This window comes from Deinococcus hopiensis KR-140, from assembly GCF_900176165.1.
Lineage (GTDB): Bacteria > Deinococcota > Deinococci > Deinococcales > Deinococcaceae > Deinococcus > Deinococcus hopiensis.
In genome coordinates this window covers 76646-102205 of record NZ_FWWU01000002.1, presented here as the reverse complement: position 1 = coordinate 102205, position 25560 = coordinate 76646, and the positions used below count along the sequence as shown (strand labels likewise).

General features: G+C 63.6%; 19 protein-coding genes and 1 pseudogene. 13 read left to right on the top strand and 7 right to left on the bottom strand.

Features of this window, described 5'->3' with window-relative positions; translation table 11 throughout:
- Nucleotides 1-30 precede the first annotated feature (30 nt).
- The 6 genes from B9A95_RS33090 to B9A95_RS01165 all read left to right on the top strand — a co-directional run bounded on the left by B9A95_RS33090 (nucleotide 31) and on the right by B9A95_RS01165 (nucleotide 7021).
- On the top strand, nucleotides 31-258 hold the full coding sequence (locus B9A95_RS33090) for a hypothetical protein (RefSeq protein ID WP_170928365.1): 228 nt from the start codon (nucleotides 31-33) through the stop codon (nucleotides 256-258).
- A 743-nt stretch (nucleotides 259-1001) separates the two neighbouring features.
- Nucleotides 1002-1991 (top strand): C39 family peptidase, encoded by a 990-nt coding sequence (locus tag B9A95_RS01180; protein WP_245808079.1) that lies wholly within the window; start codon nucleotides 1002-1004, stop codon nucleotides 1989-1991.
- A 519-nt stretch (nucleotides 1992-2510) separates the two neighbouring features.
- Nucleotides 2511-2978 (top strand): YbjN domain-containing protein, encoded by a 468-nt coding sequence (locus B9A95_RS01175; RefSeq protein ID WP_084045146.1) that lies wholly within the window; start codon nucleotides 2511-2513, stop codon nucleotides 2976-2978.
- A gap of 211 nt (nucleotides 2979-3189) precedes the next feature.
- A complete protein-coding gene (locus tag B9A95_RS33085; protein WP_170928364.1) occupies nucleotides 3190-3360 on the top strand; it encodes a hypothetical protein in 171 nt (56 codons plus the stop codon).
- Nucleotides 3361-3941: 581 nt separating this feature from the next.
- Nucleotides 3942-5060: a BMP family lipoprotein gene (locus tag B9A95_RS01170; RefSeq protein WP_084045145.1), complete on the top strand. Its 1119-nt coding sequence runs from the start codon at nucleotides 3942-3944 to the stop codon at nucleotides 5058-5060.
- 1154 nt (nucleotides 5061-6214) lie between these two features.
- Complete coding sequence (locus B9A95_RS01165; protein ID WP_084045144.1) at nucleotides 6215-7021, top strand: GNAT family N-acetyltransferase; 807 nt, start codon at nucleotides 6215-6217, stop codon at nucleotides 7019-7021.
- Between the two features lie 50 nt (nucleotides 7022-7071).
- Here the strand turns inward: B9A95_RS01165 and B9A95_RS36005 are convergent, their stop codons facing one another.
- Together B9A95_RS36005 and B9A95_RS01160 are read right to left on the bottom strand one after the other, a co-directional pair.
- Nucleotides 7072-7203: a hypothetical protein gene (locus B9A95_RS36005; RefSeq protein ID WP_281255791.1), complete on the bottom strand. Its 132-nt coding sequence runs from the start codon at nucleotides 7201-7203 to the stop codon at nucleotides 7072-7074.
- Between the two features lie 272 nt (nucleotides 7204-7475).
- A complete protein-coding gene (locus B9A95_RS01160; protein WP_084045143.1) occupies nucleotides 7476-8066 on the bottom strand; it encodes a TetR/AcrR family transcriptional regulator in 591 nt (196 codons plus the stop codon).
- A 195-nt stretch (nucleotides 8067-8261) separates the two neighbouring features.
- Here B9A95_RS01160 and B9A95_RS01155 point away from each other — a divergent pair, with 195 nt between their 5' ends.
- On the top strand, nucleotides 8262-8966 hold the full coding sequence (locus B9A95_RS01155) for a DUF4386 domain-containing protein (protein WP_170928363.1): 705 nt from the start codon (nucleotides 8262-8264) through the stop codon (nucleotides 8964-8966).
- A gap of 457 nt (nucleotides 8967-9423) precedes the next feature.
- Here the strand turns inward: B9A95_RS01155 and B9A95_RS31330 are convergent.
- A pseudogene (locus tag B9A95_RS31330) lies at nucleotides 9424-9504 on the bottom strand (IS5/IS1182 family transposase); the annotation flags it as partial.
- Nucleotides 9505-10162: 658 nt separating this feature from the next.
- Here B9A95_RS31330 and B9A95_RS01150 point away from each other — a divergent pair.
- Nucleotides 10163-10411: a sigma factor-like helix-turn-helix DNA-binding protein gene (locus B9A95_RS01150; RefSeq protein WP_084045141.1), complete on the top strand. Its 249-nt coding sequence runs from the start codon at nucleotides 10163-10165 to the stop codon at nucleotides 10409-10411.
- Between the two features lie 33 nt (nucleotides 10412-10444).
- Nucleotides 10445-11398: an oxidoreductase gene (locus B9A95_RS01145; RefSeq protein ID WP_084045140.1), complete on the top strand. Its 954-nt coding sequence runs from the start codon at nucleotides 10445-10447 to the stop codon at nucleotides 11396-11398.
- Between the two features lie 550 nt (nucleotides 11399-11948).
- Here the strand turns inward: B9A95_RS01145 and B9A95_RS01140 are convergent.
- The 3 genes from B9A95_RS01140 to B9A95_RS01130 all read right to left on the bottom strand — a co-directional run bounded on the left by B9A95_RS01140 (nucleotide 11949) and on the right by B9A95_RS01130 (nucleotide 14408).
- Nucleotides 11949-12479, bottom strand: a complete 531-nt coding sequence (locus B9A95_RS01140; RefSeq protein WP_139806351.1) for a hypothetical protein — start codon at nucleotides 12477-12479, stop codon at nucleotides 11949-11951.
- 717 nt (nucleotides 12480-13196) lie between these two features.
- Nucleotides 13197-13562: a hypothetical protein gene (locus tag B9A95_RS34380; protein ID WP_212648214.1), complete on the bottom strand. Its 366-nt coding sequence runs from the start codon at nucleotides 13560-13562 to the stop codon at nucleotides 13197-13199.
- Between the two features lie 495 nt (nucleotides 13563-14057).
- Entirely contained in the window at nucleotides 14058-14408 is a 351-nt protein-coding gene (locus B9A95_RS01130; RefSeq protein WP_139806349.1) for a hypothetical protein, read from the bottom strand.
- Nucleotides 14409-15006: 598 nt separating this feature from the next.
- Here B9A95_RS01130 and B9A95_RS01125 point away from each other — a divergent pair.
- A complete protein-coding gene (locus tag B9A95_RS01125) occupies nucleotides 15007-16125 on the top strand; it encodes a GGDEF domain-containing protein (protein WP_084045136.1) in 1119 nt (372 codons plus the stop codon).
- A gap of 203 nt (nucleotides 16126-16328) precedes the next feature.
- Nucleotides 16329-16499 carry a hypothetical protein gene (locus B9A95_RS33080; RefSeq protein ID WP_170928362.1) on the top strand — a complete coding sequence of 57 codons (171 nt, stop codon included), beginning with the start codon at nucleotides 16329-16331 and terminating at the stop codon, nucleotides 16497-16499.
- An 89-nt stretch (nucleotides 16500-16588) separates the two neighbouring features.
- On the opposite strand, the gene B9A95_RS01120 is transcribed toward B9A95_RS33080, so the two are convergent.
- Nucleotides 16589-18853: a putative bifunctional diguanylate cyclase/phosphodiesterase gene (locus B9A95_RS01120; protein ID WP_084045135.1), complete on the bottom strand. Its 2265-nt coding sequence runs from the start codon at nucleotides 18851-18853 to the stop codon at nucleotides 16589-16591.
- Between the two features lie 883 nt (nucleotides 18854-19736).
- Here B9A95_RS01120 and B9A95_RS01115 point away from each other — a divergent pair.
- Nucleotides 19737-20909: a S1C family serine protease gene (locus B9A95_RS01115; protein WP_245808078.1), complete on the top strand. Its 1173-nt coding sequence runs from the start codon at nucleotides 19737-19739 to the stop codon at nucleotides 20907-20909.
- A gap of 1114 nt (nucleotides 20910-22023) precedes the next feature.
- Nucleotides 22024-25338: an ATP-binding protein gene (locus tag B9A95_RS01110; protein ID WP_084045133.1), complete on the top strand. Its 3315-nt coding sequence runs from the start codon at nucleotides 22024-22026 to the stop codon at nucleotides 25336-25338.
- Nucleotides 25339-25560: the final 222 nt, after the last annotated feature.

Here is a 25560-nt window from a genome sequence, read left to right as displayed (position 1 = left end):
CAGGCCCACGAGGACCAGTGCGGTGCCCCCATGTTTCAGCGCGGCGTTCATCGGTCTCCGCCGCAGGTCGGGCAGGGCCGGGCGGGCGGCACCCCCCACCGTGCGGGAACACCGCCCGGTGGGCTGAGCACCCCCGCGCACTCCGTCAGCCGGCCGCGCCGGGGCGTGACCAAGCTCCCCGACAACCCCCAACCGGCTCCCCTGTTCTGCTGGAAGAGAGTGACAGACATGTCGCTGAACATACTCGCGGGCGCGTGACGCCCGCGAGACGGACAAATTAAGCGCCGGAGATTCATGGAGGGCCGTCCGTGGCCCACGCGGCGAATCGGCGGGGAAGGGGGGAGCGCGTGCGGCTGCTGAGGGCACCCGGATGACCTGATCCTCACGGAATGAAGTGAAGATCACGCCGCCGAGGAAAGGGAAAAGCGTCGGCGGCGCTCGGGTGGCGTTGGTGAGTGGAGATGGAAATATATACGATAAAGATGAAAATAGAAGAACCCCCCGTCCCCGAAGTCTCCCGCCCAGCGCCTGTGCCCTAGGCGAGAACGCCACTGCTCAGCACGCAAACGGACCATCACGGGATCATCCCGAGGCGCCCAACCCTGGTCTCGCTCAACTCTGGCACAGTCGGGCCGAGGCGCAGGCCACTGGTAAGGTTTGCGTGGCGATGCAGGGGGTGGGGGCCCGGCACACCGGTCCTGGGAAACCTCAGGCAGGCATCATGAAGGGCAGAGACGATGGGGGCAGCAATGCGTCTCCCTGCCCGGCTGCTCCCTGCTGGTCTCCTCCTGGGGGCTGCGGCGTTCGGCGTGACCCACCATCAGGTCAGCACGTCCACAGTCAGTGCCTCCGCTTCAGCGACGCAAGTCTCAACCACATCGCCAGTCAGCCCAGGACCAGAAGCGTCTGCGCCGGACGTACCGCCGGTTGAGCGGTCACTCCCGACTGTCCCGTCAAGCGCGGAATCCACCCCTGCTCCAGCACCTGCGGTAAAGTCCCCTGTGATCGCGCCTCTCCCCGTGCGGGCGAGCGTGCGTGGCGTCCAGCACGAGTACCAGCGGCTGAACAACTGCGGGCCAGTCACCATCGGTATGGCGCTCAGCCGCTGGGGCGGCACCTTGAACCAGTACGCCATCGCGCCGAAACTCAAGCCGTATGGAGGGGACGTGAACGTCTCCCCCGAAGAACTCTCGGCGTTCGCGCAGGCGCAGGGCATGGACGTTCACCTCGCGCGCGGCGGAGACCGGACGCTGCTGCGCTCCCTGCTTGCTGCGGGCTTCCCCGTGATCGTGGAAACGTGGTTCATCACGCACGACTCAGGCGGAATGGGACATTACCGTCTACTGACCGGTTACGACGACGCGTCCGGACAGTTCAGCGCGCTCGACTCCTACCTGGGACCGTTGAAGATGAATTATGCGAAGTTCGACGAGCTGTGGCGGTCCTTTGGGCGAACATTTCTCGTGGTCACTCCACCGGAGAAGCGGGCCGCGCTGAGCGCCGTGCTGGACTGGCGGGCGGACCGGGCCCGCGAACAGGCCGCGGCGCTGTGGACCGCGCAGCGTGAAGCGGCGCGGCGTTCGGATGCCGTGGGATTTTTTAATCTCGGGCAGGCCCACCTGGATGCCGGGAAGGCCAGTGCGGCCGCACTGGCCTTCGATCAGGCGCTCGCGGCGACGCCGGACCGATCCCTGGATCCCACGCGTCCCGCCTGGGTGCAGGGCGGACTGGCCTGGCGGACGCTGTGGTACGCCTTTGGGCCGTTCGAGGCGTACACCCGCACCGGACAGTACGGGAAGGTGCTCTCCTTGACCGGCGCAGTGCTGCGCTCGGTGCCCACCCACGAGGAAGCGCAGTACTGGCGGGCGCGGGCGCTCGCCGGGCTGGGCCGCACGTCCCAGGCCCAGGCGGCGTACCGGGAAGCGTTGCGGGTGCGGCCAAGCTTTACAGAGGCCCGCAGCGCCCTGGACGACCTGGACGAGAACACCTGAGGACAAGAACAGGAGCGGGCAAAGGAAGCGGAACTTCCCCTACCGGTGGAGCGGGACGACTTCCAACAGTAGGCACACGGTTTCGCCCGCGTACTGCGCGAACGTGAGCAGCAAGCGGTGCGTGCCGCCGAGTGAGACGGGGCACCCACGAGCTTCTTGACGTCCGCGCCCGTGAAATCCCTCCGGGCAAGGACGGTATACCCGCGCTCGAATTGCGCTTCAACCTCCGTGGAGTCCAGGTGGCGGTACGTCAGGACGCGCGCACACCAGGCTCCTGACGGGCGTAACAAGCCGAGTGTGGAGTTTGGGCTGTAGGGGGTTCAGGGTGGGTGCGGGAGATGGTGATCGGTCGGGCACCTGAGGGCGTGAAATGCAGGATGAAGGTGGTGTTCGAGGTGCCCTGCAGGAAAAGCGTCCGCCAGGACACGGGGTCACGCGCCCGCGAGATCTTCCCTCCCCCGGAGAGACGGCGACCAGGACCCCCAATTCTGCGCTCTTCCGCTCCCGTACAGTAGAGACGTGAAAAGTAACGCTCTCGCCTTATTCCTCTCGCTTACGCTCCTCTCCTCGGCCCACGCGGTCACGGCAGATGTGCTTGACGCCAAGCCCGCTACCCTTGTCAAGGTCCTCAGTGAGGCAGGGTACAAGCCCACACTTCGCCCCGGCGATGCCAAAACCGACCCTTCCATCGTCCTGAAGGTCAAGGACACGACCGTCTACCTCTACTTCGACAACTGCAAGAACGGCCTATGCTCCCGCGTGACCGCCAGCAGTGGCTTCGAATTCCCCGATGACCTCGCCGCTCTCCCCAGGACCCTGGCCACCTGGAACGCGGAGTGGTACACCCAGGCCTATCAACAAGAAGACGATGGCGTCTACCTCGACGCCTCCTACGTCCTCACGGGCGGCTACACCAAAGCCAACTTCAAAGCGTGGTTCGGCGATTACCTCGACGAACTCAACGATTTCGCAGACGAATTGTACTGAGCAGGATCACGCCACCGGCACTGAAAAACAAGGTGGACCTTTTCGGTCCTTTCCATAGCGAAAGGACGTTATCCCGCCTGCTCATCCTCCAGCAGGGATTCCCACGCTCCCAGTTGCTTGTCCCATCTCCCCTACCGTTCTGGCAGGAAGTTGGGGAGCTAAATCTCCCTCGGCCACCACTCGCGCGGCGTTCCAAACGGGGGCATAGACCGTGATCTCCACCCACATCAATGTGCAGGCAGACCTGGAAAAGCGCATTGCCCAGCATTATGCCGACCGCAAAGGGGGTCATGCCCCAAAGCGCGTGAAGACGGACCACTCCATGACTTCCCTCACTGGCCAGGTCATCCTGATCTCCCTGCGCGTTACCGTGGAGTCCTGACCCTACTCCCAGGCGGGGTTCTCCATTGCCTCCAGGTCAGGCGTGCTCGTTGGGTTTTCCCGAGCTGACGAAACCAAAGCGGGACCCACCCCTTTGCGTCACCGTGAACCGCCACCAGCCGGCACTCGTGTTCAAAAACACAGACCCACAGGCGACCTGCGCTGCCCGAATCTGCTCGTCTGAGGTGAAGTGATTTACACCCAACCCCACCCGCGGTGGAGGAGGGGTCAACCGCCCCAGCTCAACCGTGGATGTGGGTGCTCTCTAAGCTACCGGACGCCCTTCCAGCGTCGCGTTGGTGGCTGGTGGCGGACCGGGAGTTCATGGGTGCCGAGAGGTCGCGCTTCCTGCAGCGCAGGGGCGTTCGGATCCGTAAAGACGCCGTGTTGGAAGGGCCTCCTGCCAATGGCCGTGCTCGATGAGGCAACGGCCCGCCTGGCAATCTGCCGCTCGTGGGACCGACACGTACGGCCGAACCCCATGCCCCTTGATCAAGTGCCTTGCGTTGCGGTGCCCCAAGATCGTGGACTGCATCCAGAGATAGAATTTTGTTTGAAGCGGTTCCATATACTTAGAGCACCATGAATTCAATTGCCCGTATCGCCCGGGTGTCTTCCCTGCTTTCGCTCGCCTTCCTCACTGGCATGACTTCAGCGGCAGCTCCCACCGTTAACATCACCCTCGTCTACGACGCCGCTGGTCCCTTTGACAAAGCCACCAACGAAGCCGCAACTACCGGCCTGGAACGCGCTGTCAGGGAGCACGGCCTCCCCTATACCACAGCGACAGCGACCGATACTGCGGACCTCCTCCGTCAACTCCGGGTCGCCGCCAAATCCGGCAGTTCGCTGATCATCGCCACGGGACGTGACAGCGCCGAAGCCCTCAGCAGTGTCGCAAAGGAATTTCCATCTGTCCGCTTCGTGGGTGTGGACACCCTGCCCAAGGGCACCAATACTGTAGGACTGCGTTTTCGCGAGCAAGAAGGCGCGTTCCTCGCAGGCTATCTTGCCGCGAACGTCAGCAGTACCCATGTGCTGGGTGTGGTCGCCAGCGCCAACGATGCTGTCGCCAGAAAATACCGGGCTGGTTTTAAGGCAGGAGTGGTCTTCGCCTGCCCGGATTGCCGTGTGCTGGTGACGGAAGTGCCAGCACAAAGTGACGTCGTCGTCGTCTCAAACTTTGCCAAGAAGCAATACGCGCAGGGCGCTGACATCGTCCTGGCAGCTGTAGGCGCGAACAACCGGAGCGTGGTGACGGCAGCGACTGCAGTGCAGTGCCTACGGGAAGCAACCCTTCCCAAGGGCGTCACCTTCCGAGATGACCAATATGCCAAAGTCCCCCGGAGCGATCCCTACAAAGCGGATTGCAAAGGAAACACTCGACCCGTATTTGCCATTGCTACGGACAGTAGCAACCTCGACAGCGCAGGTGACTCAGATGTGGACCGAAAGACCCTCAATCACACCCTGACCAGTATAGTTAAACGCACTGACAACGCAGTGTTCACGCTGGTAACCGAGGTCGCGCAAGGTAAGCCCTGGCGAACTGGAGAACGTGGTTTTGGGCTACAAAACGATGGCGTGGAACTCAGCCTGGGCGACTTTAATACAGCGCTCATTACGAAAGAATTGTTGGCCAAAGTAAAAAAGGTAGAGAAGCTGATTCTTGGGGGAACGGTTAAGGTGCCCGTCCAGTAGAGGTCAGATTCCGTTTATTCGACCTTTTGCAAGAGTCGCCGGCCAAACTCGCAACGTGGAGTGAGACCGTCACACGTACGCTGAAGATGTGCGGCATACTCATCCGCGCCCTTCTTTCACCCTCTTTCCAGGAGCAGACCTTTACCTGGCTCTGCCCTGGTTTTGCGTACTTTCAGTGACGCCGCCTGCTCAGGCGTCGGTGTCCCCTGTCCAGGAAAGGCCACCTGCCCCTCGTGCGCGAAATCGGGGTGCTCCCACCCTCGCCCCGACGTTCTCAACCGTGTGGCCTGCCCAGCCCTTTACGCCGCCGGGCATTCGAAGAGTGGAAATCCACTGCACCGCGCGGAGGTGGCGTTCGAGGTCGGCCTGGGTCTTTTGGTACAGGGACGACGCATAAAGAAGCAAGGCGCCTGGACGGAAAGGTTGTGCCTTTCAGGACTGCGGGAAGGAGGAGGACCAGGGGCAGGGATGAGAAAAGAGGCCGGTTGGATATATATATTCTATTGCTCCCTCCACAAGCTGAAGTGCACCTGCGCGTTCTGGAGCCGGCGTCCTCCTCAGATTCACCCCTCCACCATCCAAACCCAAGGTGGTGATCCGTCAACCCCAAGCTTGAGCAGTTCTCCCACAGCGAAGGACCAGATGGGTCATGCACTCCCATCCTGCTCCGTCTCCCCTGCCCCACACCCCCTCCTAATGGTTGCGCCAACGGCGCTCATCCGGCGTGACTGGCATTCCAGGCCAAGGAGTCCGGTATTCTCGGCAGTCAAAAACTTACCCATGGGTGGGCCTGAAGCTCCACGAACTTCCAACCCAGATTAGGCTGGACGGTACTGTCTCTTCGGCTGATCAAGATTCAAGTTTGCCAACTCTCTGGTGTGGTTGTCCTCCACAACGTACAACCGCCCTTCTTTCGCCACCACCAAGCGGTGTTGCTGGTCAATGTCTGCCCATGGCGTCCGCCACAGATGGCCCGTGGGCGTTGGGGTGTGGGCATGTAAGGGGAAGAGACGGCAGAGCAGTGAACCTCAGCCGGCAGTTCGGCCCTGAGCGGTATGGAGTAGCGCTCCCTGAGCCGCCCTGGTTGCGGAAGCCGGCGGTGTGAGCCAAACGGCGGAGGCAACTCTGCGTTCCTGCCGGGTAACCTGCCCGCCATGTCCTCTCTGGCTTATTTCACCGATCTGGCGCTGCGCCGTCATGAGGGCAGCCTGATCAAACGTGGTCCGGCCGCCACCGTGGTGAGGTCGCCACACAATCCCACCTTCTGGTGGGGGAATTTCGCGCTGATGTCAGCTCCGCCTGTGGCCGGTGACCGAGGACGCTGGGAGGCGGTCTTTACTGCTGCCCATCCTCAGGCGCTGCACCGCACGTTTGGCATAGATACCCCCGGTGACGACGAGGGTGCGGCCGACGAGTTCCGCAACGCTGGTTACGAGGTGAGGTGCGACACAGTGCTGACCACCGCCAGAACGGTGCCGCCGCGCCGCCTCAACCGCGACGCCGAGGTGCGTCTCCTCCACACCGATGCCGACTGGCACGCGGCCCTCGAACTGCGCCTGGCCGTCAATGCCGCCGATCCTCACCCCTTGGAGGCCGCTGGCTACCGGGAATTTGCTGCCCGCAAGCTGAAAGCCTACCGCGCCGTGCAGGCCACTGGCCAGGGCGCGGTCTTTGGGGCGTTTGGCGATAAAGGCCAGATGCTGAGCGGGCTGGGAATCTTCGGTGCAGGTCAGGGCGTGGCCCGCTATCAGAGTGTGGAAACCCACCCAGCGGCCCGCTCAAGGGGACTGGCGGGGACCCTGGTGCATACGGCTGCCGAGTGGGCGCGTGAAGCTTTGGGCACCCAGACCCTCGTGATCGTGGCCGACCCCGAATATCACGCTCAGGCGCTCTACGAACGCGTGGGATTCCGTTCCACCGAAGGGCAGCTGTCCATTGAGCGTCGCCCAGCACACGGTTGAGGGACGGCTGGCGAAGGTCTGTCACGGCTCGCCTCGCACGCCCCCTCTTCTTACCCATTGCCGCCTGCGCCCCGGCCGAAGGTGCTGGTCTTCCCCCGCATGATGTCGCAGGCGGTCAACTGCTCGGCGTCCTTGAAGGGCGTTCCCCGAGACGCGGTGGCTAGAACGGAGTTGCGAATCAAGTCCGCCACCGCCAGCCGTCTGGGAGTGAGGTCCAGGCCGAAATCGTCTGACAGACAACTGGGTGTCGCCGAAGACCGTGAATCCCACGGCACTTGTGCCCCACTGCACATCCGGGAATTGCCCAGCACAGCGCTCTAAAAAAGCAGGCAGCCCTTGGCCGCCGTCATTGCCTCTGGGAAAGTAGGCCATCTCCAGCAGTTCATCACCGGCAGCCTGTGACCGACCCTATAGAGCCCCAGCAGGCGCAGCGAAAAACTTGCCGGACTATCGATCAGGGGTCATATCCGGTCGCCTCGAGGCCCGCACCGATGAAGACCATGACTTCGGCCAGGTAGGTGTCCAGCGACAGCGTGGGGGACCGGGCCCACCGGAGGGCGGCAGCGAACATGCTGTTGGCCATCAGGGTGGCCGTGAGCTCCTTCGAGATCACCCTGGAGTTGGGACGCTGCACGCTGGAGTGCAGGGCCGTGACCAGCCACGCCGTGAGTTGGGCATGCACCTGGCGGTCCACGTGCAGCCCCATCTCGCACGGCTGATCCCGACCGTCCGCGTGCACCTGGGCCATAAAGACGCAGACTGCACGCAGCAGGGCCTGGATGTCCGCCATGCTGCGGCCGGACCGGCAGGATCCATAGGTGTCCAGTACGTCTGCGAAGTGTCGCGCGACCACCTGCGCGAAGAGTTCGCTCTTGCCTGCGTAGTGGGCGTAGAAGGTGGCGCGGTTGACGTCCGCGCGGGCGGTGATGTCGCTGACAGTGGTGGCGGCGTAACCCTGTTCGTGCATCAGGGCCTCAAAAGCTTCCTGAAGGGCATGCTGCGTCCGTTTGATCCTGGGGTCCAGCCGGGTGGGAGCAGACGACATGGTGCACCTCGTGTTGGGTAGGCGACAAAAGAGCCTGGGTGTGCCTGGAGCGGGGGTGTCCGGGCGGGCATGCTGAGCATCACAAGTGTCGCCGAGGCAACGCCTGTTCGGCAAGCAGGACTGCGCCCACGCCGCGAGGTCTGGTGCACGGCCGCTCGCGCGACGTCTGCTGAACCCGTTTGGAAGGAGCAAAAGATGAAATCCGAGAAGTTTAACGTCAGCATGGTGGGGACCTTGTTCGTCGTCGCCTCATTGGCCGCTGTGGTGGGGGTTGTGCTGTACGCGCCCATGCTGAAGGACCCCGCCGTGTACTTTGCCGTTCCTGAACATGCGCCGAGAGTGAAATTTGGCGTTCTGGCGGAACTTATTCTGGCCTCTGCAGCCGTGGGAACCGCCGTGTTGCTGTTTCCGTATCTCAAACGGCAGCATGAAGGTCTGGCGCTGGGATACGTGGCGCTTCGCCTGCTGGAAGCGGCGCTCATCATCATGGGCGTCCTCAGTGTCCTAACCCTGCTGAGCGTCAATGTCAGCGTGGCCGAAGTGCCGGGTGAACGTCAGGTGGTCAATCAACTGTTGCTGGCGGCGCACGAGTGGACCTTCCTGCTGGGCCCGAACCTGTTGTTGGGCCTCAACACACTGCTGTGCGGTGTGCTGCTGTATACCTCTTGCCTCGTTCCGCGGTGGCTTTCGGCACTGGGCATGGTTGGTGCAGTGCTGGTGATCATCTCTGCCCTGCTGACGCTGTTTGGGATGCTCGTCCCGCTTTCGCTGGGGGCGGTCGTGTTGGCGTTACCCGTGGCCTTGTACGAGATGCTGCTGGCGTTCTGGCTGATGGTAAGGGGATTCAGTCCTTCCGCGTCCCCAGGTGAGGGTGAGCCAGCCCGCGGCCTGGCCATGTAAGGAGATACATAACCATTCAGCACTTGTCTTGATCGTCAGGAGCGCAGGGGCCGAGTGGATGTACCGGTACACTCAATGTGTTGGTCAAGCTGGACCTTTGGCCAAGCGGCGGACCGGCACCTCGTAGATAGGGCGTTCTGCTGTCTATGGGAGGGCCCCGTACTCCCCTGCCACGCGTCTGGATTTCCAGGGCCAGGACCCAGCGCCGGTTTGGACCCCACGAATCCTGTAAGCACCTCCACAACGCGTGGAGGTGCGTCTCTTGGTGCCCAGGTGCTCTGCTGGCCCGACCAGGGACGCTTCACGGTCTCCAGCGTCCAGCCCAGAAACGTTCCCTGTTCTCCTGCCAGTTTTCCAGTGTATCCCGCATCTGCCTCTTTCGGGGAAAGGCGTTCGGCACCCCCCGCAGGAGAAGGATGTCCACCTCATACACTTTGATTGCCAGAACGGGTCAGGGCGTATCCACGGGCAGATGACGCTTCCGTCCATGAACCTTTTTGCCGCTGTCGTACCCGCGCGGTCCACCCAACCCGGTGGTGACGGCCCCCTCAAAGGACAGAGAAGATGTTGTCTAGAATTTCCCGCAAAGACCTCTCACGGGGACGGCCCACAAAAGATTCGGGAGGGGCCAGCGGACCGAAGACGTTTCACCCGGCATCGGTGAGGTTGTTTGGGTACGGACGTCGCGTCACGCGCGCACCACCTCCGCTCCATCACCCCTCTATCCCATAAGCGAGTCAAACCCATACCAGCAGTTGCAGGCGCAATTGAGACCAGAGAAACGCCAGGGAATTCATTCGCATAAAATGGAGGGGGTTTGCGCGTCAGAGGTGTCAGCCAAGGAGAGTGGGTACGCCCGCAAGCATGGAAACGGGGAGAGGGAAAAGAATATCCCCGGTTTATATTCCCTCCAGGCCGGGCAACCTGTGGGGGAGCCCCCGGTGCCCGCGCGACCCACCTGGCCGGCGCGCCGTGCCGCAGGGCATTCCTGGGCAGCGCGTCCAGCAGTGTGGTCCGGACCGGACGCAGCACCCGGGGCAGCAGCGCGTGGTATGCATGTTCGAGCTGTTCCGGTGTGATGGGCCCGGCACTGGGCTGCACCAGGAAGGCGGTAAAAGTGGTGTTCCTGGCGCGGTTAGACGCGTTGGTACACGCTGGGCGCGCTGATCTCTGAGGAGATCGAGCGCACATCAGGGATGCTGGGCGCGCGGGAAGCACAAGTGCTCCGGATGCGGAAAGACTTGGCTGATGGGCGGGAGCCCACGGTGGAGGAAGTCGGGCATCACTTCAAGGTTACGCGCGAGCGCACTCGGCAGATCGGGGACAAGGCCCTGCGCAAGCTCAAGTACCGCCATGAACGCCGGCGCACCCTCCGGGACGATCTGCAGGCAGGGCTGAGGAGAGCGCAGGGCCGCTGCGGAAGGATCAACAGTCCTTGCGGCTGACGTGTCAGGCATTGGAGCGTGTAGGGTACATCTGTGCCCCTGACTTCTCCTTTTTCCGCCCGCGCTACGGCTTTGGAAGTCATTGCCGGCCATGACCTGCGGGGACAGACAGCCCTCATTACCGGCGGCGCTTCCGGTATTGGCCTGGAAACCACCCGCGCGCTGCTGCGTGCTGGCGCGCACGTGTTCGTCGCCGTCCGTGACCCGCAACGCGCTGCCGCTGCACTGGCCGGGTTGGAGGCCCGGTCCGGTCAGTTGGAGGTGATCACGCTGGACCTTGGCTCGCTCGCGTCAGTGCGGATGGCGGCGGCCAACGTCCTGTCCCGGGCCCCCCGGTTGCAGCTGCTGATCACGAATGCGGGAACCATGGCCACCCCCTTCGGGCAGACGGCCGATGGCTTCGAGACCCAGTTTGGTACGAATCACCTCGGTCACTTCCTCCTCACCACCACCCTGATGCCGGCGCTGCTGGCCGGAGCACCGTCGCGCGTGGTGGCGCTCAGCAGCATCGGCCACCGCCGCAGCAACGTGCACTTCGACGATCCGAACTACCGCAAGCGGCCCTACGAGAAGTGGGAAGCCTACGGCCAATCGAAGACGGCGAACGTTCTGTTCGCTGTCGAACTGACCCGCCGTTACGGCCCCCAGGGCGTCACCGCGAACGCCGTCCATCCGGGCGGGATCATGACGAACCTGCAGCGCTTCCTGCCACGTGAGGAACAGATCGCCATGGGCTGGATGGACGAGCACGGTCACCTCAACCCAGGCTTCAAGACGCCGGAGCAGGGGGCGGCCACCTCGGTCTGGGCCGCAGTGGGACCAGAGCTTAACGGGGTAGGCGGACTGTATCTGGAGGATGTCCGCGAAGCGTTCCCGTTCGATCCCGCACAGCCATTCAGTGGGTACATGCCCTACGCCCGCGATCCGGAGGGTGCCGAGCGGCTGTGGACGCTGAGCGAATCACTGATCGCCGACGCGGAAAGATGAAGCGTGGCCCAAAGCGTATACACTCCCGGCGTCCCACTGGCCACCTTAAAGCCTGCTTGTTCACCACCGTGCAACCCGCATGAACGCTCCTTCCCTGCCACAGATGAACGGTTTCCCGCGGTCGGCGATGTTCGGAGGAACCCCCGGCCAGGACAAATTTTCGTTCTCTCAGCTTTCAGACCTCTGAAAGCCTACACCCGTGGCAAGTGACCCGCTCAATCTGCGAGCATTCGGCCTTCGTCCACCTTCGGGCGCCACGGTAGGCCGAACCGAGCAAGTCAGCGATTTCGGTGGCAGAGTGGTCAGCAGGCCGCATACAGACAGCGTCGTGAGAAACGAACACCCGCCGCGTGGAACGGAGGTTGGGTTAAGCATGGTCGTGGCGTACGCCCTTCGTATCCTGAAACGAATCTGTGTCAGTCCTGAGGGGCGTATCTGGTGACCACAAGTTGATGCTGGGGGTGCACCCTCCCCCACCGTTTTCCTACGCTGCGCATCCCTGCCACCCTCACCTGATACTCCACCCGGACATCGGCCGAGCATCTCCAACTCAGCTCGGTTTACGGTTGCCCAGGCGCAGCCCGGTGTTTGCGCGCCTGACGCTTGACGCAGCCGCCGCGGCATATCCCAGCCGCTGTGGGATCTGTGAGGTCATTTGGATGCGCGCGGACGTCTGCAACTGCGAAATTGCCCACATCAGCTTCCATCCGCTGACTGGGATTCGCAGCGCCTCCAGCATCGGAGGGAGAGCTTCGCCCTGCGCCCGAATACGTGTAAGCGAGAGCCATTGCCAGTCCTCCTCAGCACCCGGAATGCTGGGTTCTGATTCCATCGGTAGCAGGGAGACGTCCGCCGTCCAGGTGGGCGCATGGACCTCACCACGCGCTATGCCCAGCGTGCACTCTCCCAGCAGGACCCTGTCATTCAGGCCATTCGGGCTGTATCCCAGGGTACATAGCGCGTTGAAGGCTTCCGGCAGCAGACCCAACACCAACAGCTGGTCTTGTAGCGGCTCCTGGTTGAGACGGACGGCCAGGCCCGCGCGCTCCAGCGGCTGGAGCCCGGGAGGAAACAGCACCATATCGGGAGCGGCCTGGCCATGAAGGAGTTGTGAGGCAGAATTTGCCTGCGTATCATCCGAAGGAAAGTTCAATGCGTACCTCTCGCAACGTACACTGCCATGCCCCTCCACAGGGTAAGTGAGAGCCGGCAGCCGCGCCCAGCGAACGTTGGGGGTACCATTGGGGGCAGGCGTGGGAGAAAGTGCACAGGAGTGCCGGCTCCCCTGGTCCATCTTCTCTGCACGGTTGGTGAAGGGCAGGAGGGAAGCGGTCAGAGCTGAGGAAGAGGGCCGTGAGCAGCTTGAGCTGAATGTCCGGTCCCACGGTGAAACCCGCGTCTTGATTGAAGGCCGTGGACCCCAGGTTCGTCTGGTGCACAAGCGGCACAGCCTGTGCTCCTCACAGGCTGGCATACCGCCAGCTGAGTACATCAAGGTCTGGGAGATCGGAAGAGGACACCTGCACCGATTGAGTCGGGCAGTTCATGTCGGTGCCCCCTGGTGTGGCCGCCGTTGCGCATAGGCTGGTGAAGCAGCCGGGTGCAGCGCGGCACCAACTGTCACCCCGGGGCACGCCTGATTACCGGTGATTTCAACACAGACATTGCGCTCCACCGGTGCCTTCAACACGCCGTTCGGTCGAGCTACGGCCCCCACTTACGGCACAACCCTCAGTGGGAGACCACCGCGTACCACATCGGCGACTCCCCCTCGCTCGGCCGCGTGATCAGCAACACCTTACTGCAGAACCTGCGTGTACGGCGGCACCTTCATGGGCACCGGCCACACCTGGGCCAAGTACCGGGTGACGCAGCCTGAGCGTAGGATGCGGGCCATAAAGCCGTTCCTGCCTCTCGGTATTGCGGCGCTGCCGACCGGCTGCGTGAACAGCTCTTCTTCGCCTTTTGCCCCACCCGGCACCCACGGCGGCGCGGTCAATGGCGGCACGGTTGAGCTCGCGGTGCCGCAGGGAACCACCCGTACGGTCACCATCAACTGCGGTCCGGTACCCACGGTCACGCCGCTGATCTGCAGCAAGTCCAACGAAGCCGCGGCACAGAACCCTGATCCCAACATCATCTTCGTCTTCCCCGCAGGCGTCACCTACACCGTTTCGGCACGGACCTTTACCACCGGTGCTTCCCACACCACTGTGACCGTGCCCTCCACTGTTGCCGCCGGCACGCGCTCCACGGCCTTTCTGGGCCTGACGCGCACCGACGTGCCTGCAGTCCCCCGCCCTGTCGCTTTCGTCACCACCGTGACGGCCCCTAAACCGTCAGACAGTCTGCGCCGCACTCCAGGTTCCGAGAGCGTGGACGCGGCGTCGACCCGGCTTTGGAGGTCAAAGGCCTTTTTTCAGTTCGTTCGTGGGCATAAGTCGGGCCTGTTGGTGGGGCGAGGCAGGCCAGGGGCAGTAACCGCTGCCATCCAGGCACTGGGGGGGGACAGCCCTCATTCTGCAGCGCTGCGCCCGCGCAACTGGTCAGCAGGGCAATTAGGGCGGCGGCCAGGCTCTTATGTGGTGGTTTCGGGCGGCGTCGGGAGAGTTGCAGTGTCAACAGGCTTCCCCAGGAACGGCTCCCACGCGGTGTACGCTCAGCCCTGCGCTTCAAATTCGAGGCAACCGAGATAAGTCAAACGCGTGTTCCCTGGAGTGAACAAAGTGTTTGGCGGGAAGACGCAGATCGCCGCGTCCAGTTGGCCCTGGTACTCCACCAGAGAACGCCACTGCGCGAACCACGAGAAACCCTGGAGGATTTCCAATCCTGGAAGAGGGGTGACCCCGTAGCGAGCCTCGATACACATCGGCCCGAAGTTCTCAAGCATGAATGGGGAAGGAATACGGTCGCCGTCCTCGTCATAACGGACGTGGAGGCAGGCAGAGACGTCTTCCCAGGACGAGAACCGACCTGCTGAAACGAAGAGATACACCTGAGACGGCGGCACGCAGAAAGCCTATCTACCTCAGGGGGACGGCGTACCATCCCAGGGTGGGTGACGGGCTTCTCGCGATGGGGACTGACATCAGATTCTCCCCTGGCCGTGAACCCTACCCCGAGTCAACCTCTGTGGAGCTCGCCCTGCCCGTAAACGTGGTGCTTGGTCAGGCCTGATGCACGTTCACTCCGGTGCGTCTGCCCACCGTGATTTGCTGGGAGCCTCCAAATACTCCGGCAAAGCCTCCCCAGTCAGGAGTTGTGACGGGTGGATTCTGGAGATCACAGAGGGGCGGCTCACCCAAAAGGCGGAGGTGCAGGCGAGACTCGCGGGGCCGTTCTGCCCCACGCCTCACCCGACTTCGGGTTGCGCAAGTGCAAGTGAGGACGCTGTAGGATGCGGAAGAAGACCCTGGGCGTCGAATGTTCGTCACTCTGATAGAGGGGGCACCCCCACCATTGTTGGTTCATGCAAGCACGACAGAAATATCGTTCACTGTAGGACAGGAACGGCGCCCTCCTCTGCATCCAGGATGCCAAACTTGATCTGGAGCAAAAGCATGGTTATGGAAACTTCGTCAAGAGACTGCCATTCCTTCGGATGACGCATGAAGCGAACTTTCACCCCCCATATGCAACGGCTTTCAGCGCCGACTCAGGAAGAGCGGGCGCAACGCCGTGACCTGCGAACGACACTTCTGCTCGGTACCCTGGTCGTCTGGATCTACGTCCTCTTCTGGTTGCCGCCCTTTCCTGCGGCCCAGGTCGCCACCGGGATCTTCGGCATCGGCTGGACCGCGGTGACCATCACGGCGTTCAGCCCAACGAGAACCGCGCCGCTGCTCTTGACGACGCTGTTGTTTCTCGCCGCCTTCTACTTCTGTGCCATCCTGAGCGTGGCGCTGTACGTCGAGCGCATTCCCTCGTGGCCGTTTGACTTCATGATGACGGTTCCCCTGCTGTACGTTGGCCTCCTGCGAGATCAAGGTCAACGCCGGGGGCTCATGCTGTGCGGCCTGTTTATCCTGGTTGCCGGCCTGATTTGTTTGCCTGCGTCGTTCGGGCAGAGCGCGACCGTCGAGGCCGAGCTCGTCCGGTTGGTGGCCAGCCGTTTTATTCTGGGAAGTGTCCTGTTTCTGGCTGTTCTGGGAAGCACCGAGCGCGTCATCGAGCAGCAGGTTGAGGCGAGAACACGGGCGGAGATTCGGGCACAAGAAGCGCTGCTCGACCCTTTGACAGGTTTGGCCAACCGGCGCGCGTTCAACGAACAAACGCCACCCCTTCTCGCAAGCGGTATGGAATGTCCCTGGGCCTTGATCCTCGTGGATGTGGACCGGTTCAAAGTGGTCAACGACCAATACGGACACGACGTCGGTGACCAGGTCCTGACGGGCGTTGCAGGGCGGCTCCGAGCAGCAACAGGTGAGCACGGCCTTGCCTACAGAGTGGGAGGAGACGAATTCGCTGTGGTGATGCGTGAGGCGGATGAAGGTGCGGTGACCCTCGTGGCGCGGCGCATCATCCAGACCTTTGCAGACCACCTGCAGGTCGGTGGACTTACCCTCGATATTACGGTGAGCGTGGGGATTGCCGTGGCGCCCACGCACGGCCGGACCGTGACTGAACTCGTCAAGGCAGCGGACCACTCCATGTACAAAGTCAAGCGGAGCGGGCGCAACAACTGGAAGCACTCCACAGTTTTGGACCGCACCCGTACAGGGTCGTGACGTTCGGTGTTCACGTCTCAAGGCCCGCACATGGATTCCCTTGAACTGCCACCCGGGCTCCGGCAAGCGGTTGGTCGCACAGGAGGAGCGGCCTTGTCCGTCACGCTTCCCGTCCCTGGGGACACGGCGGTACCGGGACGGGCGGAACGACCGCTGCCACCACGGCCGGAATTGAGGGGGCACCTCCATCCACGAACTGCGAGGTGTGCGCGAAGCCAAAGAACGCCGGAGCGTTTTCCAGCGTGGGACGACGATCTGCTCGGTACCTGCGGTCATCCGCTGCTGAAGGTCAGCGCGAAGGAGGCCGCGCGTACCGCTACGCCGCCGCTTTCGGGTACTGGGCGCAGGCCAGCGAGATCGGCGTCCCTGCGTAACCGGGAACTGCGGCCCCATCCCGTGAGCCCCGCCAGGTCCAGGGGGGGCCTCAGTCGCCCTCACGCCCATGCCCACAAGAGAAAAAAGCTCAGCCCTGACTCAAATGCAGGGGGAAGTCGCGCCTGAGGTAGTCCGGGACTGCTGCAGGCTCCAGAGGGGGGGAGATCAGGTAACCCTGGACATAGTCGCAGTTCAGGGTCCGCAATTGCTCGAGCTGGGCAGGCTCTTCAATACCCTCGGCCACCACCCGCAACTTCAGGTTCTTCGCCATCGTGATGATCGTGCGGACGAGTTCACCGCTTTCCTCACTTTGCAGCATCCGGTCGATAAAGGAGCGGTCAATCTTGAGGGTGTCCACCGGGTAAGACTGGAGGTAGCCCAATGACGAGTACCCCGTTCCGAAATCATCGATAGAAAGCTGCACACCGAGTTCCCGGATACGTCCCAGGGTCTCGCCAATCGTGTGCGAGTGCTGGAGAAGCACGCCCTCGGTAATCTCCAGTTTGAGGGCGTGGGGCGCAAAACTCGTCTCGTTCAGCACCCCGGACAGCGACGCGTACACGTCGGGAGCAGAAAAATGCCGCCCCGAGAAGTTGACGCTGAGGTTGAAGGAGGGCGCTCCCGGCAAGAGCTTCTCCCAGCGTTGCAACTGTTTGCATGCTTCGCGCAGCACCCAGCGGTCCACCTCCAGAATCAGACCGGTTTCTTCAGCCAAATCGATAAAGTCAGCTGGGTAGAGCAGCCCATGAACGGGATGTTGCCAGCGCACCAGCGCCTCGAAGCCCACGGTCTGCCCGGTGGCCAGCGCCATGATCGGCTGGTACAGCACCCTCAGTTCGTCCTGCACTGCGGCGCGGCGCAGGTCCTGTTCGAGGTGAATGCGCCGGACCGCGTGCTCGCGCATCTCCACGGTGAACATCTGGTGACCCGCGCCGCCCTGGGCTTTGGCCCGGTACATCGCGATGTCGGCGTCGCGCAGCAGTGCACCTGCTGAGTCGTATCCAGAATGTCCGTGTACGATCCCGATGCTGACCGAAACGAGGAGCTCCTGCCCCTGAATCAGGAAGGGCTCACGCAGCATGGCCTGAAGTCGGCTGGCAACCTGCCCGGCCTCCTCTCCCCCCAGAGGCTCGAGCAGCACTGTAAATTCGTCTCCCCCCAGTCGCGCGACCGTGTCCACCGGACGCAGGGCGTGCTGAAGACGCCCTGCAAAAGCCACGAGCAGTGCGTCTCCCACCGAATGCCCCAGGGAGTCGTTGATGACCTTGAAGCGGTCCAGATCCAGAAACAGCAGCGAGAAGCCTGCCCTGTTCGTCGGCCCGTGATCAAGGCGGGCGCGCGCCAGTGCCTGCTCCAACCGGTCTCCGAACAGGGTCCGGTTGGGCAGCCCGGTCAAGGCATCGTGAAAAGCGTCGTGTTGAAGCCTGCGGTTGGCCCCCTCAAGCTCCGCGTTGAGCTGCGCGAGCGCATCGAGCGCCTGCTTGCGCTCGGTGATCTCCAGGCCGTACCCGATCATCAGATCGAGTTCTCCCGTGGCCAGGAACACCGGGCTCAGACAGCGCATCATGTGCCGCACTTGACCGTCCGGCAGGGGGAACTGCTCTTCCCAGAACACGGGCGCACGCCGCTCCAGGACTTCGTTGAAGCGCTGACGCCGCTGGTCTGCGAGGCTGACTGGAAAGCCTCGGTACGCGCAATACTCGTAGTCGTCCTTGCCAATGATCCAGGCCCGGATGGCGTCATTTCCGATGGCCGCCGAATTACAGAACAGGTAACGGTGATCGGGACCAAAGACCGCCAACGGTGCGGGCACTGCCCTGAGGATGGTCTCGTAGGAGCGGTAACGCTCCTGCAGGGCGCGGCCCTCCACCTCGCGTTCAGTCACGTCCACACCGCTGAAGATGCAGCCTTGGATTGCGCTGCCCTCGCCCAGCAGTGGCAAGACCTGAGTAAACATGAACCGGGCTTGCCCGCCCGGCGGACAAAACTCGAGAAGGGTCCTTTCCGGAATCTCGCCCCGCAGGACCTGAGCGATCAGGTCCGTCACCCGAGTTTGATCCGCTGCGGCATAGAGCATTCCGCAGTGCTGCCCAGTGGGGACTGTGGGCCTTCCCAGGGCCCCGAGAAACGCCAGATTGCCGTCCGTCAACGCGCCTGCCAGGTCTGTCACGAAGATGGTGGCGGCCCAGTCCACCGCCTGCGACTGCCACGGCCTGAAGGGTGCAGCGGGAACTTGGGTCTCCTCTGTTTTAGCGGAGAGACCGGCGAGAAAGGCCCGCCACCCGGCGGCGTCCGGAGGAGAGGAGACGTCCAGGCCCAGTCGTCCAAGTTCACGGAGAATGTCGGGTCGCATGGACTCCCTTCCTGGTCAACGGTTTGGGCGTAGGCGTTCCCGGAGCGTTACCGGCGATCAGCGTATAAGGAAGCGTCTTACAGCACAATTTCAGCCCCGCGCCCGCTTGGGACCGGGCGGTGAGGCAGAGGAATGACGGGAGGTCTTCTGGGTGTGTGCGGGAGGTGGTGACCGGACAAGCGGTTCCGAACGCCAACGAGGGCGCGTTGCCGGGATGGGAGTGGGACTGGAAAAACCAACGGCTCCGCCAGGTCGGTGACTTCCACAAACAGATCCGGACCGCTTCCCGGTACGCGTCCATGCAAAATCAAGTGCTGGCCGCGGGGCCTGCGCTCCTCACGCCGTACTGCCTCGCTCCGTACGCCGCTGTGGTCACCACACTGCGGGGACCACAGCGGCCACCGGCTTCCCCCTCAAACTCAGCCCATGCTGGAAGCCCCACGCCCGTGAAAAACGCATCCACGTGCACGGTCTTCCGCATCTCCTATCCATAGCGTACGGACGAATGAACCCAAGCGCCGTGAATCTGGACTGACCCGCACTGTGTGGAGTTGGGTCGGCTGGAGCGCCCTCAGGACAGGAAGGAAAGTGGGTGCGCCTGCAAGCGTGGAGACCGGGGGGAGAGAGAAGAAAACGCCTGATTTCTGTATTTTCCTGACCCAGCTCGGCGTTGACCATTGAAAAAGTCAGGCGGCATCACGAAGGATGTTTGCGAGGCGGCCGGTGACGGCCCACGGGGCTCGAACCCGAGAACGAACACCAGGCGCGCCAGGGTTCACCTTTCCCAAGTCGCCTTCAGCCTCCTCAAAGGTTAGACCGTTAAACGCTGAACAGAATGCGGGCGGTGCCCCGGGTATCCGGAAGACACCAGGAGGTCTCGACTGTGCCTAGAGCGTTGCCCAAAGCGTTTGCTGTAACGGTCCTGCTCGCGTTCGCTTCTCCCCTCACTGCTGCCCAGGCCACCCCCGCGCCGCCCACCCCCACCCTCCCCGCCGCCGAGCAGGCCACGGTGAATGTGATCGAGCAGGCGCTGGGAAGCGTGCTGTACATTGACGCCTTCTCGCCTGGCGAGACGCAGGGCACCTTCTCCAGTCCCCTGTTCGCCGATCCGGGAGCGCAGGGCGATGAGGCCTCTGGCAGCGGCTTTTTCGTTAACGCCCAGGGATACGCCCTGACGAACTACCACGTGGTGGAGGGAGCCACGCGGCTGACCGTGACGCTGCGCGGCAACAAACAGACCTTTACGGCCCGCACCGTGGGCACCGCCCCCGACTTCGACCTGGCCCTCATCCAGGTCGAGGGCGTTCCCGACACACTTATCCGGCCTCTGGCCCTGGGCAACAGCGACACGCTGCGTATCGGGCAGACCACCATTGCTCTCGGCGCGCCCTTCGGCCTGCAGTTCAGCGCCACGACGGGCATCGTGTCCGCGACCGAACGCACCATCCCCACCGGCGTGCGCGGCATCGCGCAGAGCGCCATCCAGACCGATGCGGCCATCAACCCGGGCAACAGCGGTGGGCCACTGCTGGACTCGGCGGGCCGAGTGGTGGGCATCAACACGACCATCTTTTCTCCTGCGGGTGCTGCCACGGGCGTCGGGCAGAGCGCTGGGGTGGGCTTCGCCATTCCCATCAACGTGGCGGCCGGGTTGTTGCCGCGCTTGCAGTCTGGGCAGACCATCCTGGGCCCTGTGCTCGGCGTGAGTCTCGCGCCCTTCGACCTCACCGACCTGACCGAGCAGGCCCGGCAGCAGTACAAGCTGCCCCGCACAGGAGCGCTCATCTCGCAGATCACGCCCAGCGGCCCCGCCGCACAGGCCGGTGTAAAGGGCGGCACCACGCGCGTTCCGACCCCGGTGGGCACCGTGTTCCTGGGCGGCGACGTGATTACTGCCATCAACGGTCAGACCATCGGTTCTGCCGCTGACCTGCGGGAGTACCTGCTGACCCGTCAGGCGGGCGAGAAGGTGACCCTGACGCTTGACCGGGCGGGTCAGACGCAGACCCTACAGGTGACGCTCGCGCCGGGAACGGTCCCCGGCGGTAACCGCTAACTGGCCTGCCAATCACCCGGAGAAGTGACAGACTCAAGTTGACAGCCTGTTGGCCACCAAGGGCCGGTCCTCCCATCACCGATTTCCCTTACCTAAAGAGCATCAGGCGCGATGTGTTCAAAAAACCAAAGTCTCAGCGTTGGCAAGAGCGATTATTGTTCGGGCGAAAGCGGACGCCTTAAGACTCAAAAGAGCAGCGAATGTGGCACTTCCAGGCTCACCTTCCAGCAGCCTTTTTTGCTGCTTGGAATATCAGCTTCCGGGGTGGATTTGGTCAAAGCGCCCGCGAGGGCGCTGGCATGCAGGCGCCGGAGGGCTGGCCCAGTCCTCCAGGAGAGTCCAGAGGGTGCCGCAAACCCCTGTGGCGCCCGTATCCACGCTTGCATGGGGACGAACTTCACGGCGCCACCTCGTGCGCGGCGCTGGCCAGGAGGCGCGCCACCCGTTCCCGGAGCTCGGCGTTCCGCTCCCCCCATCGCGTCGCCAGGACTCGCGCAGCTTCGTCCACTGGCCGTACGGGACCTCGCGGTTGAGCAGGAAGCCGAGGGCGTTGGTCCGGTCGCGCGCCGCCCCGAACGTTCCCCCCCAGTCCCCTGCCACCTCGGCCGCGCGCACGTGAGGCAACCGTCCGACTTCGCGTCGCCGCCGAGCGTGCGCGCGAATTCTGCCAGGCGCCCGGTGAAGCGCACCGCGAGACAGCGGCCCTGCGCTGCCCAACCCAGCAGCTGTTCCTGCACGGCCTTCATGGGCTCGGGGTACCCTGCTCCCCGCTGACCTGACCCCCCACCGAGATGGCTGACGAGTTGCACGCCGCGTACCAGGAGGACCGCCGCCGCCGCCTCGCTCCTGCTGGCCCGGCCGCTGCTCTCGCCGTTGTAGGACGGACTGAAGGCCGGTGCCACGAGGCCGCGCCGGGCCATCTCCTGAACAAACGGGTGGAGGCCAGGGGGAATTCCCCTGGTTTCCACTTCGTCCCGCTGATTTTCGCAGCGCGTCAGGGACGGTGATGAGCCGTTGACCGTCCCCGAACTGCGTGAGCACGTCTTCCCTTGCTCCGACTGTGATCGGCGTCGGTTCTTCACATCCCTCATTTGAACGCGTACTGTGAAGTGAAATGACCATTTACGATTCCTTAAACGTAGGGCTGCTGGGGCGCCCCTCTTTTACGGAAGGCGAGCAGACGCACAGCGTACCACCGGGAAAAGCCCTGGGGCTGCTGTGTTACCTGGCACTGAGGGGAGAGGCGTCGCGGACACGGGTGGCGGGTCTGCTGTGGTCGGAGATGAACGAGGAGGCGGCGCGCAAGTACCTGCGGCAACTGCTGTACAAGCTGCGCGCGGGTTCGTTGGGCAGCTGGTTGGAGGTGGAAGAGACCTCGGTGCGGCTGCGGCCCGGCTTTACGTGCGACGCGCTGCGCTTTGAGGCGCTGTTGGAAGACGGGCAGCGCGCCCAGGCGCTGGGTCTGTACCGGGGTCCGCTGCTGGAAGGCGAGTCGTTTCCGGGTGCACCCGCCTTTGAGGACTGGCTGGAGGAGCAGCGGGAGCGGTGGGCGCTGCTGTGGAAGAGCGCCACGGAGCAGGAGGCGCAGGTTCAGGAAGAGCGGGGACACCGTCGCGGCGCACTTGCCCTGTACCTCAGTCTGCTGCGTGAGGACGCGCTTCAGGAGCTCTACCAGCGGTCGGTGATGCGCCTGCACGCCCTGCTGGGAGAGCGGGAAGCGGCGCTGGAGGGTTATGAGCGGTTCCGGCAGACGCTGAGCCGCGAGTTGCAGCTCAAGCCGCTTCCCGAGACGGTGGCGCTGGCTGAGGACATCTCTGCGGGTCGCCTGTCCCCCAGCACGCTGTTGCCGGATCCGGTTGCTGCGCAGCCTGCGGCGCTTCCCGCCGGCCAGGACCTGCCTCTTGGCCTTCCGCCCGCGCCGCTGACAGGCCGGGAGGCGGCGCTGGACTGGCTTCAGGGATGCCTTTTGGGGCCGCCGAATGTGGTGCTGGTCCTGGGCGAGCCGGGCGTTGGCAAAACGCGGCTGGGCGAGGAGTTCTGGGGCAACCGCGGGGGCTGCCTCCTCCTGCAGGCGCAGGAATTAACGCGCGACACACCCCTGGCGCCGATTGCGGGCGCTTTGCGGCGTGCGCTGGGTGAGGGGGCGTCCACCGGGCTGCTCACCCTGGAGGAGGTGTGGCGGCGGGAGGCTTCCCGCCTGGTTCCCGAGCTGTCTTCCGGGGAGCGGCCGGACGCGCCGACGCATGAGGGCCGCGCGCGATTTCTGGAGGGGTTGGCCCACGCCCTGGTCGCCTGCGGGTTGCCACTCCTGGCCGACGACCTTCACTGGTTTGATCCCACGACCCTGGAGGTGCTCGACGTTTACCTCAGCCTTCCGGGCGCGAGGCCACTGTTGAGCACTGCGCGGTCTGCGGAGCTGCTCGATCACCCACGCCTCAATCCCTGGCTGGCCCGGCTGGAACGTGACCGGAGGCTGGCCCGGCTGCCCCTCGCTCCCCTGGAGGAAAGTGAAGTGCGCCAGTTGGTGCAGCGCATGTCGGGCAGTGGCGGCGCCGTCCGCTTCTGCCGCCGACTGCACCAGGCGACGGCGGGCAATCCACTGTTTGTGCTTGAAACCCTGCGCGACCTGCACAGCTCGGGCCTGCTTGAGGTGGACCGGGACGGGTGGCACACCCCGTTTGACGCGTCGACCGAGGACTACGCGGAGTTGCCCCTGCCGCTGGGTGTTCGGGAAGCCGTACTGGGGCGGATCGGCCGTCTTGGCGCGGCCCCGAGGCGTCTCCTGGAGGCCGCCTCGCTGGCGGGAGACGGCTTCGCGCTGGACTGGTTGTCCGGCGCGACGGCCCTTTCGGAATGGGAGAGCCTCGAAGCGCTGGAAACCACCGTGCAGGCGGGCCTGCTGAGTGAGGGCCCCGGCGGCTACCGCTTTGCGCACGACCTGCACCGCCGCGCCTTGGCGGAGGCCATGAGTCACGAACGGCGGTGTCTTCTGCACCGCCGCCTCGCTGCCGTGCTCGAAAGCCGCCACGCAGAACCGGCCTTGATCGCCCAGCATCTGGAACGCGGAGGACGGATGGGCGAGGCTGTGGTGTGGCGCATCCGGGCGGCGCAGCAGGCCGAGGCGGTCTACGCCTACGACCAGGCGCTCGGCCACTACGATCGGGCCATTGCCAATGGAGCAAATTCCGAGCAGGTCTACACCATCATGCTCGCCCGCGAACAGCTCCTGTTCTACGCCAACGATACCGAGGGGCAGCAAAAGGCCCTGGAAATCCTCCGGCCCATCGCCGAGCAGTCCACCGATCCGCTCGTCTGGGGCTATGTCAGCCTGCGTTGGGCACGCCTTCACGTGCACCGCGGCGCCTACCTGCCTGTGCTGCAGGAAACCGCGCAGGTTCTGGAACGGTTGCAGGCTCTGCCGGAGAGTAGTGATCTGGCCCTCCTTATTGTTGAGTTTCTGGTTGTCCGGGTCGATGTTTTAAGCCGACTTCGGCGGCTGGAGGAAGCCGAGGAAGACCTTAAGCGGGTCTTGGTTCTTGGAGGGGAGCGGGTGCCTGTTCCCCTGCGTGCCACACTGCTGACCACTTGGACGTACCTCTTAATGGACCAAGGAGAGCTGGGACTGGCGCTCGTCAAATGCGCTGAAGTGGAAGCGCTGGCCAGGCAGGAGGGACAGGGGCGGCGGCACGCCATCACTTTGAATCTCCGGGCAAGGCTACTGATGCTAAATAACCAAGTCGAACAGGCGGCTCAGTCCCTGGAGGAAGCCCTCACCATCACCCGTCAACTTCGGTACACGGATTTGCAAAAGGCTTTTCTCGTCAACTTGAGTCAACTCTACCTTCGGCTTCAGAGGTGTGATGACGCTCTGGCGGCACTCGAATCACTGCAGTCCCTCCTCGGACCGCAGCCGTCAGCTCGGGACGAAGCCATAGTCCAGAAGGGACTGGCTCAAGCGCACTGGACGCAAGGCAATCCCATCGCCGCCACAGCTGCGCTGCACCGGGCCATTAAGGCGTACGATGGTACAGATGAGCGTGGCAACCAGGCCAGGATGCGCCTGCTGCTGGCCCGCTACCTGTTTCAGCAGGGTCAGCTGCATGAGGCCCGGCGGTACCTGGACGAAGCCCGCCCCCTCGTTGATCAACATCCTGTCCAGCAGCTGTGGCTGGCGATTGAGGAGGCGCGCGCCTTGCTCCAGGCTCACCCCCTCCGGGCTGTCGAACGTGTGAAGCCGCACCTTACGGCGACCGGCCCAATTGAAGACGTGCAGGAAGCCGCTCAATACGTACTGGCCGAAGCCTACTTGGCCCTCGGTCAGCGTGAGAAGGTGCAGCACTGCCTGAACTGTGTGCGGCAGCCGCCTTACCTGGCCGCGGAATACACCAGTTTAAGGGAACGTGCTGCACAGCTTCCGGAGCTTTCATAGGTGAATTTCCGCAGGATCTTCCGAGAAGCGTTTCAGGCGAGCCAAACGTAGGGGAGTAGCCGGACAATCCCCACGTGTGCTTGCAAACCTCTCTCCGGAAGCCCTCGACGATCAGGTACGCCCGTTTGGACTCGGCATATGGCCAACTAAAGCATTTGTCAAAGTGCGGCCTTCTTTTTGACCGAGCCCAGCAAACGAACTTGAATGAGCGTTGGGAGAATG